The 13,993-nt window shown below is 63.6% G+C and carries 12 protein-coding genes; 7 read left to right on the forward strand and 5 right to left on the reverse strand.

Going from position 1 to position 13,993, the window contains the following annotated elements; genetic code table 11:
- Positions 1-70 precede the first annotated feature (70 nt).
- The gene (locus NCR39_RS02350) at positions 71-604 is read right to left on the reverse strand and encodes an Lcl C-terminal domain-containing protein (RefSeq protein WP_350029648.1); all 534 of its coding nucleotides are present in this window, start codon (positions 602-604) and stop codon (positions 71-73) included.
- 262 nt (positions 605-866) lie between these two features.
- Between NCR39_RS02350 and NCR39_RS02355 the strand changes: the two genes are divergently transcribed.
- The 7 genes from NCR39_RS02355 to NCR39_RS02385 all read left to right on the forward strand — a co-directional run bounded on the left by NCR39_RS02355 (position 867) and on the right by NCR39_RS02385 (position 7,968).
- Positions 867-1,649: an L-iditol 2-dehydrogenase gene (locus tag NCR39_RS02355; protein ID WP_250450491.1), complete on the forward strand. Its 783-nt coding sequence runs from the start codon at positions 867-869 to the stop codon at positions 1,647-1,649.
- Positions 1,650-1,887: 238 nt separating this feature from the next.
- Positions 1,888-3,186, forward strand: a complete 1,299-nt coding sequence (locus NCR39_RS02360) for an ABC transporter substrate-binding protein (protein WP_250451443.1) — start codon at positions 1,888-1,890, stop codon at positions 3,184-3,186.
- Between the two features lie 104 nt (positions 3,187-3,290).
- Positions 3,291-4,193: a carbohydrate ABC transporter permease gene (locus NCR39_RS02365; protein ID WP_244285534.1), complete on the forward strand. Its 903-nt coding sequence runs from the start codon at positions 3,291-3,293 to the stop codon at positions 4,191-4,193.
- A gap of 56 nt (positions 4,194-4,249) precedes the next feature.
- The gene (locus NCR39_RS02370) at positions 4,250-5,041 is read left to right on the forward strand and encodes a carbohydrate ABC transporter permease (protein ID WP_502800171.1); all 792 of its coding nucleotides are present in this window, start codon (positions 4,250-4,252) and stop codon (positions 5,039-5,041) included.
- A gap of 55 nt (positions 5,042-5,096) precedes the next feature.
- Positions 5,097-5,765: an HAD family hydrolase gene (locus tag NCR39_RS02375; RefSeq protein ID WP_250451444.1), complete on the forward strand. Its 669-nt coding sequence runs from the start codon at positions 5,097-5,099 to the stop codon at positions 5,763-5,765.
- A gap of 46 nt (positions 5,766-5,811) precedes the next feature.
- Positions 5,812-6,963, forward strand: a complete 1,152-nt coding sequence (locus tag NCR39_RS02380) for an ABC transporter ATP-binding protein (protein ID WP_250450493.1) — start codon at positions 5,812-5,814, stop codon at positions 6,961-6,963.
- Positions 6,964-7,104: 141 nt separating this feature from the next.
- Entirely contained in the window at positions 7,105-7,968 is an 864-nt protein-coding gene (locus NCR39_RS02385; protein WP_250450494.1) for an MOSC domain-containing protein, read from the forward strand.
- A 21-nt stretch (positions 7,969-7,989) separates the two neighbouring features.
- Here NCR39_RS02385 and NCR39_RS02390 read toward each other — a convergent pair whose 3' ends face one another.
- From NCR39_RS02390 to NCR39_RS02405, 4 genes are all read right to left on the reverse strand, one after another.
- Positions 7,990-8,937: a sugar-binding transcriptional regulator gene (locus NCR39_RS02390; RefSeq protein WP_250450495.1), complete on the reverse strand. Its 948-nt coding sequence runs from the start codon at positions 8,935-8,937 to the stop codon at positions 7,990-7,992.
- A gap of 713 nt (positions 8,938-9,650) precedes the next feature.
- Positions 9,651-11,132 (reverse strand): xylulokinase, encoded by a 1,482-nt coding sequence (xylB, locus tag NCR39_RS02395; protein ID WP_250450496.1) that lies wholly within the window; start codon positions 11,130-11,132, stop codon positions 9,651-9,653.
- Between the two features lie 114 nt (positions 11,133-11,246).
- The gene (gene dalD, locus NCR39_RS02400; protein ID WP_250450498.1) at positions 11,247-12,647 is read right to left on the reverse strand and encodes a D-arabinitol 4-dehydrogenase; all 1,401 of its coding nucleotides are present in this window, start codon (positions 12,645-12,647) and stop codon (positions 11,247-11,249) included.
- 444 nt (positions 12,648-13,091) lie between these two features.
- The gene (locus NCR39_RS02405) at positions 13,092-13,913 is read right to left on the reverse strand and encodes an EAL domain-containing protein (protein WP_250450499.1); all 822 of its coding nucleotides are present in this window, start codon (positions 13,911-13,913) and stop codon (positions 13,092-13,094) included.
- Positions 13,914-13,993: the final 80 nt, after the last annotated feature.

The raw sequence follows: 13,993 nt of genomic DNA on the forward strand, positions 1-13,993 counted from the left end.
GCTGTCTCCAAGACTCGTGATGCCAGTACCGATTACTTGGGAAAGTACGATGATTTCAAACCCACAACACTCATCGATCTCCCGGCGCATTGCGGACCAATATCGTTGATAAGAAAAAGCCTGCGCTATGAAAGTCCACAGAACCGTCTGCGAAGTTGACGAAATAAAAGGTTCCCGGCAGGGCTTCAGTCGAGGTCCAGAAATTAGCGCCTTCTCCGAATTCAGACGACGCCACGTTCGGAAATACCTTTGCATCGATCTTCGGGCCTACACACGAATCGACGCGAAGCGTGCTGAGTTCATACGCTGTCGGGACATGCCACCCCGGACCAGCTTGTGTTGCCGCCTTGCGAGCTTGATCTTGCCTCAGGCCGGTCGGTCGGCCAATGCATTGCTGCCGCTGCGTATCCCAGTGCATGCCGATTGCGCATCGGATCCACGTTAGATGAGTCCTGCGATCAGTCGCCAGACCGTCTTGAAGTAGAAACGCTCGTTCCATCGGCCGAGTGCATGTCGCAGAGGACAGAAGCGGCAGGGCAAGTGCGAGAAGGGACGTCAGTGTCAATGCGCACTTCAAATGCCGGTCTTTAACTCGTGAATTCATTTTCGGCACTGGCCAAATGTCTCATAAGAGCGATCGATAGAACCGATACTATTCAAGCATAGGAAGGAGTCCGTCAACACGACAGCTCCTAGAAAGACCGACGTTCCTCGATCGATAACCTTCCGCGCCGCAGCATCGAAACCGTACTTCCCCACCTTGACATCGCTCGTTCGAGCACCGATCATTCGATCACACAGAGAGCAATTGTTCGGCGGCAGAGCGTTCGCTCGCATCGCTGGACAGCAAAAATCCGGAGACATCGGTGAGACTGAAAGACAAGGTCGCGGTCATCACAGGCGCCGCGAGCGGGATCGGCGAGGCGGTCGCGCGGCGCTATCTCGACGAAGGCGCGAAGCTCGTCATCGTCGACGTCAAGGACGAGCACGACATGGCCGCGCGCTATGCCGACATCGTCGACGCATCCGCCCGCGTGCTCGCGCTCAAAGCCGACGTCACGCGCCGCGAAGACATCGAGCGCATCGTGGCGCGCGCCGTCGAACGCTTCGGCGGCGTCGATATCCTGTTCAACAACGCGGCGCTCTTCGACATGCGCCCGATCCTCGACGAATCCTGGGACGTCTACGACCGGCTGTTCGCGGTCAACGTCAAGGGCATGTTCTTCCTGATGCAGGCGGTCGCCAAACGCATGGTGGAACAAGGGCGCGGCGGCAAGATCATCAACATGTCGTCGCAGGCGGGGCGGCGCGGCGAGGCGCTCGTCTCGCATTACTGCGCGACCAAGGCGGCGGTCATCAGCTACACGCAATCGGCGGCGCTCGCGCTCGCGAAAGAGCGCATCAACGTGAACGGCATCGCGCCGGGCGTCGTCGATACGCCGATGTGGGAACAGGTCGATGCGCTCTTCGCGCGCTACGAAAACCGGCCGCTCGGCGAAAAGAAACGCCTCGTCGGCGAGGAAGTGCCGCTCGGCCGCATGGGCGTGCCGGCCGATCTGACCGGCGCGGCGCTCTTTCTGGCCTCCGCCGACTCCGATTACATCACCGCGCAGACGATCAACGTCGACGGCGGCAACTGGATGAGCTGACCGCGCGCGTGCGCCTTGCAGCATCGGGCGCACCGTCTATATTGAAACGGCGTCGCGGAACGATAACCCGCGCGATCCGATCGCGCATCGACACAAGCAGACAGGCGGTCCGAAAGGACCATCCGCTGCGCCCGTGCTAACGAAAAAGGAGACGAACCCAATGAAACGCACCCAACGCATCGTTCCCGCACAGCCGCGCGCGCGGCGTTCCAGCAGCGCATTGCTGTCGCTATCGGCGATGTCCGCGGCGCTCGCGGCCTCGGTTTTCGTGCCGCTCTCGGCGCAGGCCGCGACGACCATCACCATCGCCACGCTGAACAACCCGGACATGATCGAGCTGAAAAAGCTCTCGCCCGCGTTCGAGAAGGCCAATCCCGACATCCAGCTGAAATGGGTGATCCTCGAAGAAAACGTGCTGCGCCAGCGCGCGACGACCGACATCACCACGAACAGCGGCCAGTTCGACGTGCTGACCATCGGCACGTATGAAGCGCCGCAGTGGGGCAAGCGCGGCTGGCTCTCGCCGATGGCGGGCCTGCCCGCGAACTACGATCTCGACGATGTCGTGAAGACCGCGCGCGACGGCCTCTCGTACAACGGCCAGCTCTACGCGCTGCCGTTCTACGTCGAAAGCTCGATGACGTATTACCGCAAGGATCTCTTCCAGGCCGCCGGCCTGAAGATGCCCGACCAGCCGACCTACGACCAGATCAAGCAGTTCGCCGACAAGCTCACCGACAAGTCGAAGGGCCAGTACGGCATCTGTCTGCGCGGCAAGGCGGGCTGGGGCGAGAACATGGCGTTCGTGTCGACGGTGGTGAACACGTTCGGCGGCGAATGGTTCAACGAGAAGTGGCAGGCGCAGCTCGATTCGCCCGAGTGGCACAAGGCGGTGTCGTTCTACGCCGATCTCTTGAAGAACGACGGCCCGCCGGGAGCCAGCTCGAACGGCTTCAACGAGAACCTCACGCTGATGTCCTCCGGCAAGTGCGCGATGTGGATCGATGCCACCGTCGCGGCGGGCATGCTCTACAACAAGTCGCAATCGCAGGTGTCGGACAAGATCGGCTTCGCGGCCGCGCCGGTCGCCGTCACGCCGAAGGGCTCGCACTGGCTGTGGTCGTGGTCGCTCGCGATCCCGAAGACGTCGAAGCAGCAGGACGCCGCGAAGAAGTTCGCCGCGTGGGCGACGTCGAAGGAATACATCGAGATGGTCGGCAAGGACGAAGGCTGGGCGTCGGTGCCGCCGGGCACGCGCAAGTCGACGTACGCGCGCCCCGAGTACAAGCAGGCCGCGCCGTTCGGCGACTTCGTGCTGAAGGCGATCGAAACCGCGGACCCGAACGACGCGACGCTGCACAAGGTGCCGTATAGCGGCATCCAGTTCGTCGGCATTCCGGAGTTCCAGTCGTTCGGCACGGTGGTCGGGCAGTCGATCGCGGGCGTCGTCGCGGGTCAGACGAGCGTCGACAACGCGCTGAAGGCAGCCAATGCCGCAGCGGATCGCGCGGTGAAGCAGGCCGGCTATCAGAAGTAAATCTTCCGCGGTACGCGGGCCGCGTCGTCTGATGCGGCCCGCCGGCATCATCATCGAGAGGTGACACGATGAGTCAACTGAATCCCCCCATCACCGATCATCCCATGCAGGAATCCGCCGCCGAGCGCGACAAGCGGCGCGCGAAGTCGGTGCGATGGCTGATCACGCCATCGAGCGGACTGCTCTTTCTGTGGATGGCCATTCCGCTCGCGATGACGATCTGGTTCTCGTTCTCGCGCTACAACCTGCTCAATCCCGATGTCAAAGGATTCGCGGGCTTCGACAACTTTCAGTTCCTCGTCACCGATCCCGCGTTCGGGCCGTCCATCGGCCACACGCTGACGCTGATCGGATCGGTGCTCGCGATCACCGTCATCGGCGGCGTGCTGCTCGCCGTGCTGTTCGACCGCAAGTTCATCGGTCAAGGCATCGCGCGTCTGCTCGTGATCGCTCCGTTCTTCGTGATGCCGACGGTCTCCGCGCTCATCTGGAAGAACATGATCCTGCATCCGGTGTACGGCCTCGTCGCTTCGCTGATGCGAACGCTCGGCATGCAGCCGATCGACTGGTTCGCCGAATTTCCGCTCTTCGCGGTCATCGTGATCGTCGCGTGGCAATGGCTGCCGTTCGCGTTCCTCATCCTGTTCACCGCGATTCAGTCGCTCGATCAGGAGCAGAAGGAAGCGGCGCGCATCGACGGCGCGGGTCCGTTCTCGATGTTCTTCTTCATCACGCTGCCGCACCTGAAGCGCGCGATTGCCGTCGTCGTGATGATGGAAACCATCTTCCTGCTCTCGATCTTCGCTGAAATCTATACGACGACCGGCGGCGGTCCCGGCACCGCGACCACGAACCTGTCGTACCTGATCTACGCGCTCGGCCTGCAGCAGTTCGACGTCGGCCTCGCATCGGCGGGCGGCATTCTCGCGGTCATTCTGGCGAACGTCGTTGCGTTCTTCCTCGTGAGAATGCTCGCGAAGAACCTCAAAGGGGAGTACGAGTCATGAGCACGCAATCGGTCAACGTCCGTCCGCGGACCACCGCGCTCGGCCATGCGAAGAACATCGTGCCCGGCATCGTCGCGTGGATCGTCTCGATCCTGCTGTTTTTCCCGATCTTCTGGATGACGATCACCGCGTTCAAGACGGAGCAGCAGGCGTATTCGTCGTCGCTCATCTTCACGCCGACGCTCGAGAGCTTTCGCGAAGTGTTCGCGCGCAGCAACTACTTCGGCTTCGCGTGGAATTCGGTGCTGATCTCCGTGGGCGTCACGGTCATCTGCCTGATTCTCGCGGTGCCGTGCGCCTACGCGATGGCCTTCTTCCCGACGCGAAAGACGCAGAAGCTGCTGCTGTGGATGCTCTCCACGAAGATGATGCCGTCGGTCGGCGTGCTGGTGCCGATCTATCTGCTGTGGAAGAACGCGGGCCTGCTCGATACGGTGAGCGGTCTCGTCATCGTGTACACGCTCATCAATCTGCCGATCGCCGTGTGGATGGCCTTCACGTACTTCAACGAAGTGCCGAAGGACATTCTCGAAGCAGGGCGCATCGACGGCGCGACGACGTGGCAGGAGATCGTCTATCTGCTGATGCCGATGGCGCTGCCCGGTCTCGCATCGACGGGACTGCTGCTCATCATCCTTTCGTGGAACGAGGCGTTCTGGAGCATCAATCTGTCGAGTTCGAACGCGGCGCCGCTGACCGTGTTCATCGCGTCGTATTCGAGTCCGGAAGGCTTGTTCTGGGCCAAGCTGTCGGCGGCTTCGCTGCTGGCGGTCGCGCCGATCCTGATCGTCGGCTGGCTCTCGCAGAAGCAGCTGGTGCGCGGTCTCACGTTCGGCGCGGTCAAGTGAGGGCGGGCTCGTGACATCAAGTTCATTTCAAGCGGCCAATCTCGAAGATCGTCTGATGATCTGCGATTGCGACGGCGTGCTCATCGACAGCGAAGCGGTAGCAGCGCGGATGCTCGTCACCGAGTTGCAGGCGCTGTGGCCGGGCGTCGATGTCGAACCGGTCGTGATGCCGCTGCTCGGCTTGCGCATCGAAGCCGTGCTCGCGAGCGCGGCCGATACCGTGAATCGCACGCTCACGCAGGAACAGGTCGGCGCGATCCGCACGTCGGTCGAAGCGGCGGCGGTGCAGGCGCAGCCGGTGGCGGGCATCGAGGCGGCGCTGGCTGCCGTGCCGCTCACGAAGGCGTGCGCGAGCAACAGCTTTTCGTCGTACGTCGATGCGGTGCTGCAGCGCACGGGCCTCGTGCGCTTCTTCGAGAACCGGCGTTTTTGCGCGGACATGGTGGCGAATCCGAAGCCCGCGCCGGACGTGTATCTGGCGGCGGCGCGCGCGATGCGCGTCGATCCGCTGCGCTGCCTCGTCGTGGAAGACAGCGTGACGGGCGTGACGGCGGCGAAGGCGGCGGGCATGCCGGTGCTCGGCTTCATCGGCGGCGGACACGCGACGGAAGGACAGATCGGCGCGCTCGAACGCGCGGGCGCCGAGATCGTGTTCGACGACATGGCGCGCTTGCCCGCGCTCGTCGATCACTGGCTGCAACACGCGACGTTCGAGGCGAAGTAGCGCGCGTGCGTGACCTAAAGAATGCATCGATGCATGGAGACACATCATGGCTAGCCTGACCCTACGCAACATCAACAAGCGATACGAAGACACCGAGGTGATGAAGAGCGTCAACCTCGATATCGACGACGGCGAGTTCGTCGTGTTCGTCGGACCGTCGGGCTGCGGCAAGTCCACGCTGATGCGCATGATCGCGGGTCTCGAAGACATCAGCGGCGGCGAGCTGATGATCGACGGCACGCGCGTGAACGAATTGCCGCCCGCCAAGCGCGGCATCGCGATGGTCTTTCAGTCGTATGCGCTCTATCCGCACATGACGCTCTACGACAACATGGCCTTCGGCCTCAAGCTCGCGGGCGAGAAGAAGCCCGCCATCGACGCCGCCGTGAAGAACGCCGCGAAGATCCTGCACATCGATCATCTGCTGGATCGCAAGCCGAAGCAGTTGTCGGGCGGGCAGCGTCAGCGCGTCGCGATCGGCCGCGCGATCACGCGCAAGCCGAAGGTCTTTCTCTTCGACGAACCGCTCTCCAATCTCGACGCCGCATTGCGCGTGAAGATGCGCCTCGAATTCGCGCGCCTGCACGACGACCTCAAGACGACGATGATCTACGTCACGCACGATCAGGTCGAAGCAATGACGCTCGCGGACAAGATCGTCGTGTTGTCGGCGGGCAATGTGGAGCAGGTCGGCACGCCGAACATGCTGTATCACGCGCCGGCGAACAAGTTCGTCGCGGGTTTCATCGGCTCGCCGAAGATGAACTTCCTGTCCGGCACGGTCGCGCAGATTCGCGACGGCGGCGTGCTCGTCAAGTATGCGACCGGCGAAACGCAGCTCGTCGGCGTGCTGCCGGGCAACGCGAAGCCGGGCGATGCGGTGACCGTCGGCATCCGGCCGGAGCATTTGCAGCCGGTGGAGGCATCGAGCGAGTATGGCGTTTCAGTATCGACGATGACGGTGGAAACGCTCGGCGACGCCGCCTATCTCTACGCGGAAACGCCCGTCGCGCCCGATGGCCTCATCTCGCGCATTCCGCCGCTGGAAAAGCACGCGCGCGGCCAGAAGCTGAGGCTCGGCAGCGAGCCGGATCACTGCCATATGTTCGATGCGGAAGGGCAGGCGTATCGGCGCAACGCGGTGCAGGCGTATCTGACGGAGCATCCCGAAGTGGTGACGCAGGCGGCGCGCGCCTGAGGTCGCAACGCGGCACGGGCTACGCGCGACGTGCCGCTTCCTTTCTCACCTCGTCGATGCCGCCGGGCGTGTCGTGCTCATAGCGTGTCGATTGGCGCGATAATCGCGGTTCGTCCGGCCCGCCAATCCATCGACACGCCCATGCACGTCATCCACGAACTCTTCGTCTATCCGATCAAGTCTTGCGCGGGCATCGCCCTGCAGCGCGCGATGCTGCTCGAAACCGGCCTCGAATACGATCGCAACTGGATGGTCACCGACGCCACGGGCGGCATGATCACGCAGCGCACGCATCCGCGCATGGCGTTGATCGAGACCGCGTTCGACGGCGGCGATCTCGCGATCCGCGCGCCCGGCATGCCGGCGCTGCGCACGCCGCTCGACGCGCGCGCGTTGACGGGCGCGGAACGCATGCGCGCGACGGTATGGCGCGACACCGTGGATGCGCTCTACACGGGCCGCGAGGCATCGCAATGGTTCAGCGACTTTCTGGGCGTGCCGGCGAAGCTCGCGCGGTTCGCGCCGGAAATGCGCCGCGATGTCGACGAGAAATGGACCGCGCCGCTGCGCACGCACACGCGCTTCGCCGATGGTTTCCCGCTGCTGGTGGTCGGCCAGGCATCGCTCGACGATCTGAACGCGCGGCTCGCGCAAAAGGGCGCGCCGGCGATCGCGGCGGACCGGTTTCGTCCGAATCTGGTGATCGGCGGGCTGGATGCGTTCGAGGAGGATTATGTCGGCGACATGCGGATTCGCGCGACGAGCGGCGATGTCGCGCTCAGGCTCGTCAAGCTCTGCACGCGCTGCCCGGTGCCGACGATCGATCAGCGCACCGGCGCGCCGAATCCCGCGTGGCCGCACGAGCCGCTCGACACGATGAGCACGTATCGCGCGAGCGAGCAGCATGACGGCGCGCTGACGTTCGGCAAGAACGCGGTGGTCGTGAACGGCGAGGGCATCGCGCTGGAAGTGGGGCAGGCGGTCGAAGCGGAAATCGCGTTCTGAACGCCGGCCGCGTCGGGCGCGTCAGGCTTCGAGCGCGGCGCGCGCGCACAGTTCGTCGGTGACGAGACCGGACAGCCATTGACCTTTCAGCGCGGCGATCAATGCGTCGCGCTTGCGTTGGCCGCCTGCGAAGCCGATGGTCGGCCGCTTCGGCGGCGAATCGAGCTTGAGGCTCGTGACGCGCGCGCCGGTTTTCGACACGACGCGTTTGCCTTGCGCGTCGATCGGCAGTCCGAGCCATTCGGCGACGGCGCCGCCGTGCATCATTTCTTCGACTTCGCTGCGTGTGATGAAGCCGTCTTCGTGCAGCGGGCAGTTGATGCCCACGTTGCCGATGCCGACGAACGCGACATCGGCTTTCTGCGCGAGTTCATCGACGATGCGGTAGAGCCGGTGATTGACCCATTGCGCGCGTTCGGCTTCGCTGTCGGCCATGAGCGGCGCGGGCAGCATGAAGTGCTTGCCGCCGGTTTTTTCCGAGAGTTGCTGGGCGACGTCGTAGCGATTGGACGATCCGTCCTGCGCGATGGCGCCGACCATGGACACGAAGCGATGCTGTGGCCGGTCGATCTGTCCGATTTGCGCGACGACGGCCTTGAGCGTGCGTCCGCTGCCGATAGAGACGACGATGGGTTTGTCGCTGGCGAGATAGCGTTCCATGACTTGGGCGCCTGCGACGGCGAGCTTGCGGTCGACTTGCTCGGTGGTGTCGCCGTCGATGGGCACGACTTCGCACAGTGCGAGGCCGTAGCGGTCGCAGAGTTGTTGGGCGAGCGACAGGCAATCGGCGATGCGATGGTCGACTCGCACGCGGATCAGGTTCTTTTCCACGGCGAAGGCCACCAGCCGTTGCGCGACGGGACGCGAGATTTGCAGCTTCTCGGCGATCTCGTTTTGCGTATTGCCGGCGACGTAGTACAGCCACGCTGCGCGGGTTGCCAAGTCGAGCTTTTCGTTTGATTTCGGCACTTTTTTTCGTCGATTTTTTTTGCGCTTGTTTCCTTCGGAGCGGACGGGTTTTTTTTTTGCTGCGCGGTTTGGGGGTGCTTTATGTTCGTGTCGGTCTATTAGCACGCCCCTCCCCGGGGCGGGGGTCACTTTCTTTGCTGCTGCAAAGAAAGTAACCAAAGAAAGCAGCTTTTCTGGCCCGATGCACTGACTGTGTGATCACTCCGTAGAACAAGATTGGCACTCAGCTTGAATCAACCTTGAACACCTTCCGCGCCCACTGAGCGCCACCCCATGCGAGCCCCCGGGCTCGACAAAACCATCGGGGCACCACGCACCACGCAGCCATGACTCCCCAACAATGTACGCGGTCCTGAGCATGTTCGCACACCGTGTATCGTTAAATCGGCCGGTGACGGTGGTGTTCCGCAGCAGGTTCCGTTTTTTAGTGTTGCGCCTTGTGCTCAGACGGTTTTGTCGAGCCCGGGGGCTCGCATGGGGTGGCGCTCGGCGGGCGCGGAAGGTGATTCAAGGTTGTGTCAAGCTGAGTGCCAGCGTGGGTCTACGGAGTGGCCCGATAGTCAGTGCTTCGGGCCGAGAAAGCTGCTTTCTTTGGTTACTTTCTTTGCAGCAGCAAAGAAAGTGACCCCCGCCCCGGGGAGGGGCAGCCTAATAGACCGACGCGAAAAACTCAAAACCGCAAGCCCAACCCCAAGTCCATCGTGCAAACGATATCAAACCAGCCTTGGCCGCGAAACATCGAACAACGGCCGTACGTGCTGATACAACTCGCGGAATCCTTTGAGCCGTTGGCGCAACACCCGATGCCTCTCGCTATCCGGCGAGAACTCCTGCTTGATAGCAGGCTTAGCAAGCACGACCGCAGGATCGCCCCCAGCGGCAAGCCATCCCAACCGTGCAGCCCCGAGCGCCGCTCCGGTCTCCCCACCGCCGTGCGTCCGCGTCGGCGTATCGAAAGCATCGGCGAACATCTGCCCCCAGTACGCGCTGCGAGCGCCGCCGCCCAGCATCGACAAAGCCCGCGTCTGCGTTCCCGCCGACTGCAGCGCATCGAAGCCGTCCGTGAGCGCGAGCGTCACGCCTTCGAGCACCGAATAACCGAGCAACGCACGATCGGTCGCATGCGTCATGCCGAAGAAGACCCCCTGCGCGTAAGGATCGTTGTGCGGCGTGCGCTCGCCGCTCAGATACGGCAAGAACAACGGCGCCGTCGATAAAGCCTCGCGCGGCAGCGCCTCGATTTCAGCGAGCAGCGTCGGCTCGTCGGTCGACGTCAGCTTGCACACCCAGCGCAGGCAACTCGCCGCCGACAACACCACGCTCATCTGATGCCATCTGTCCGGAATCGCATGGCAGAACGCATGCACCGCCGACGCCGGATTCGGCCGGAAACGATCGCCGACCACGCACAGCACGCCCGATGTCCCGAGCGACAGAAAGCCGTCGCCCGGCTCCGTGGCGCCGATGCCCACCGCACTCGCGGCATTGTCGCCGCCGCCCGCCGCGACGATCACGTCATCGCCCAAACCCAACTCGCGCGCAACCGACGGCAACAGCGTGCCCGAAGGCTCGCTGCCTTCGGCCAGCGCCGGCATCTGCTGACGCGACATCCCGCACGCTTCGAGCAGCTCGTCCGACCAGTCGCGCCGCGCGACGTCGAGCCAGAGCGTGCCCGCCGCATCCGATGGATCCGACACCTTCGTGCCCGTCAGATGCATCCGCAAATAATCCTTCGGCAACAGCACGCACGCCGTCTGCGCGAAGATGGCCGGCTCGTTGTGCCGCACCCAGAGCAGCTTGGGCGCGGTGAAGCCGGGCATCGCCAGATTGCCAGCGATCTCGTGCAAATGAGGCGCACGTTCGTATAACTCGGCGCACTCCTTGTCGCTGCGCATGTCGTTCCACAGGATCGCGGGACGCAGCACGCGATCCGTCGAATCGAGCAGCACCGCGCCGTGCATCTGCCCCGACAGGCCGATGCCGCGCACCTGCGCGAACTCCGACGGATATTGCTCGCGCAGCTTGAAGAGCGCGGCGCGCGTGCCTTCCCACCAGTCGAGCGGATTCTGCTCGGACCAGCGCGGCTTCGGGCGCGAGACGGTGAACGGCGTGCCCGCCGTGCCGACGACGCTGCCGTCGCTCGCGAGCAGCAGCACTTTAACTTCGGAGGTGCCGAGGTCGATGCCTAAGTACATGAAGGGTGCCTTGGGTCATGGCCGGGACTCGTCCGGCGGAAACAGGAAATGTAACGCCGTGCGCGGCGCCGCGCCATGGGCACAACACCGGAGCGGCGCGCAACGACGTTCTGGCTACGGACGATTCGCGAGCCACGCATCCACACGCGCGATCGCCGTGCGCATCACGCGTTCGAGGTGCTCGGTCTGCGCCATGCTGCCCCACAGCAGCTTGTCGGCGACGAACGCCTTGACCGGATCGTCCGATGTGAAATAGCCATGCGCGACGGCCGGTTCCATCACACCGTCCTGATACGCATACGGCAGCTTGTTCTCGTGCCAGCGTTCGAGAAAGCGGAAGAAGAGCGCGGGCAGAACGGCGGTCGCGTCCGGATCGACGTTGCGCGCGAAGCATTCCGACAGCGTCGGCGCGATGAAACCCGGCAGCTTCGAGAAGCCGTCCGCCGCGACGCGCTGGTTCGTATCCTTGATATACGGATTGCTGAAGCGGTCGAGCACCACGTCGCGATATTTCGCGAGATCGATCGGGCTCGGCGTGAGGCACGGAATCACGTCCTCGGTGACATAGGCTTCCGCCAGCGCGCGGATTTCCATGTCCTGCGTGCCTTCGTGAATGTATTGCAGGCCGACGAGCGTCCCCGCCCACGCGATGCAGCTGTGGCTCGCGTTCAGAATGCGAATCTTCGCTTCCTCGTACGGATGCACCGATTCGACCATCTCCGCGCCGACTTTCTCCCACGCCGGCCGCCCCGCGATGAAGTTGTCCTCGATCACCCACTGGATGAACTTTTCGCCCATCACCGGGGCCTGGTCGTCGAAGCCGGTCGCGGCCTTCACGCGCTCCGCGACATCGGGCGTCGGGCGCGGCGTGATGCGATCGACCATCGCGTTCGGGCACGACGTGCTCGCGATCATCCAGTCGCGCAGCGCCGTTTCGCCGCGCAGTTGCAGGAATTCGAGCATGCCCGCCTTGAAGCGGTCGCCGTTGCTGCGCAGGTTGTCGCAGTTTTGCAGCGAGACCTTGCCCGCGCCGTTCTTCATGCGCGCATCGAGAATGGCCGCGAGCGCGCCGTAGATCGTGGTCTTCGCGCCCTTGAGGTCGGCGGCGAGATCGGCGTTGGACGTGTCGAGCTTGTCGTGCTCGTCGAGGTAATAGCCGCCTTCCGTGACGGTGAAGGAGACGATCTTCGTCTGCGGGTCCGCGCCCGTCGCGATCAGTTCGCCCAGATCGGCGGACCACGGCACGACCTTTTTGATGGACCGCACCGTTTCGTATTCGCGCTCGCCCTGCGGCGTGACGGTTTCGAGCGTGTAAGCGCCGTCTTGCGCCGCGAGCGCGTCGAGCACGGCGTTCATGTCGCCGCGAATATTGCCGACGGCCAGCGACCACGACGCATCGCCGGATTCGATCAGCCGGTGCAGATACCACGCCTGATGCGCGCGATGAAACGATCCCGCGCCGATGTGCAGGATCACGTTGGCGCTCGCCTTCTCAACGTTAGCTTGGGTGCTCATATCGTCTCTTCCCTTGATGGCTGTGGCGTCCGTTCTGCGCGGACGGCTAAGTGAACATTTGCTCTGTTGGTGGTCGAATGATCGTATTCGCTATCGCGAAAGTCAAGGTACGCGCAAGGCGCCTGATCGTTGCGATGCGGTGCGATTCGGAGGCGATGCGCCGCGCTGGGCTTGGCGGGCGGCGGCTTACGACGCGCGCTGCAGCGCACCATTCGATGCGCACGGGCCGATCGGGAAATACCCGGATAGCGAGCGCGGCGCGGATCGGCGGAAGGTGCATGCGGTTTCGCCATGACAAGATAGACCGCAAAGGAACACGCAAACGAGGACGCAGCGCAGACGCGAATGGACGACGTGCTGGAAGGCGTCGCGTTCGTGCTCAGGCACAACATGAAGGTCGAACGCGCCACGCCGGATGCCGGTCGGCCGCGCGCGAAGTAGGAATCAGCGGGCAGCGCCCGCGTGGGCATCGAACACCGGGCCCTGGACGAAGTGCACGTCGAACTGTTGCAGCGCGTTGAACTGCGCTTCGTCCGACACATTGCAGAAGATCAGCGGAATCTTCAGCCGATGCGCGTAGCCGACGAGATGCTTCACCACGGAATCGCGCAGCGCGGCGGCTGCATCCATCTTGATGAAATCGAGCCGCGCCATTTCCGACACCGCCATGATCTGCCCCGCGTTGGGCAGATTCCCCGCCACCTTGAAGCCGTAGTGCTGATAGCTCTTCGTCAGATAGCCGAGAAACGTCTTGTGCGCGACGGCCGCCGCCGGCAGTTCGATCACCACGCGCGACGGATTGATCCCGAACTCCAGCAGCACCGACGAAAAGTGCAGCCCGTGATCGTACTTCACGCTTTTCAGCAGCCGCTCGTGCACGCGCAGAAAGAGCAGGCCCGCGCGCTGCCGCCCGAAGAAATTGAACGCATGCAGCGCGCGCGATAACCGGTCGAGCGCGACCAGTTCGCGGTCGTCGTCGAGATGCGCGAAGGGATCGCGCGGAATGTCGCCTTCGATCAGCGTCAGCGCCTGCAAGCCCAGTTCGTCGCCGAAACGCTCGGCGCTTTCCGGCGATGCGGAGAGCGTTTGCGGAAAGCTGTGCGTGCCGACATCGAAGATCGGTTCATACGCGCTCGCCACGGTCAGATCGCGGTAATGCGCGATAGCCTGCTGCGCGCGCTCGCCTTCGCCCAGGACGATATGCGCGCCGAGGAACGGATGTTCCGCAGCCCGGGCGACGAGTTCTGGCAAGGACGGGGCGATCATGGAATGACGGGTGTAAGCGGGGATCGTTGGAGTTGTGATGTCGATGGTATCAGCGCGCAGCCGGACGCCTTCCACCAAAT

Origin of the sequence: Caballeronia sp. ATUFL_M2_KS44, from assembly GCF_023630965.1 — a bacterium.
In the GTDB taxonomy this organism is placed as follows: Bacteria; Pseudomonadota; Gammaproteobacteria; order Burkholderiales; family Burkholderiaceae; genus Caballeronia; species Caballeronia concitans.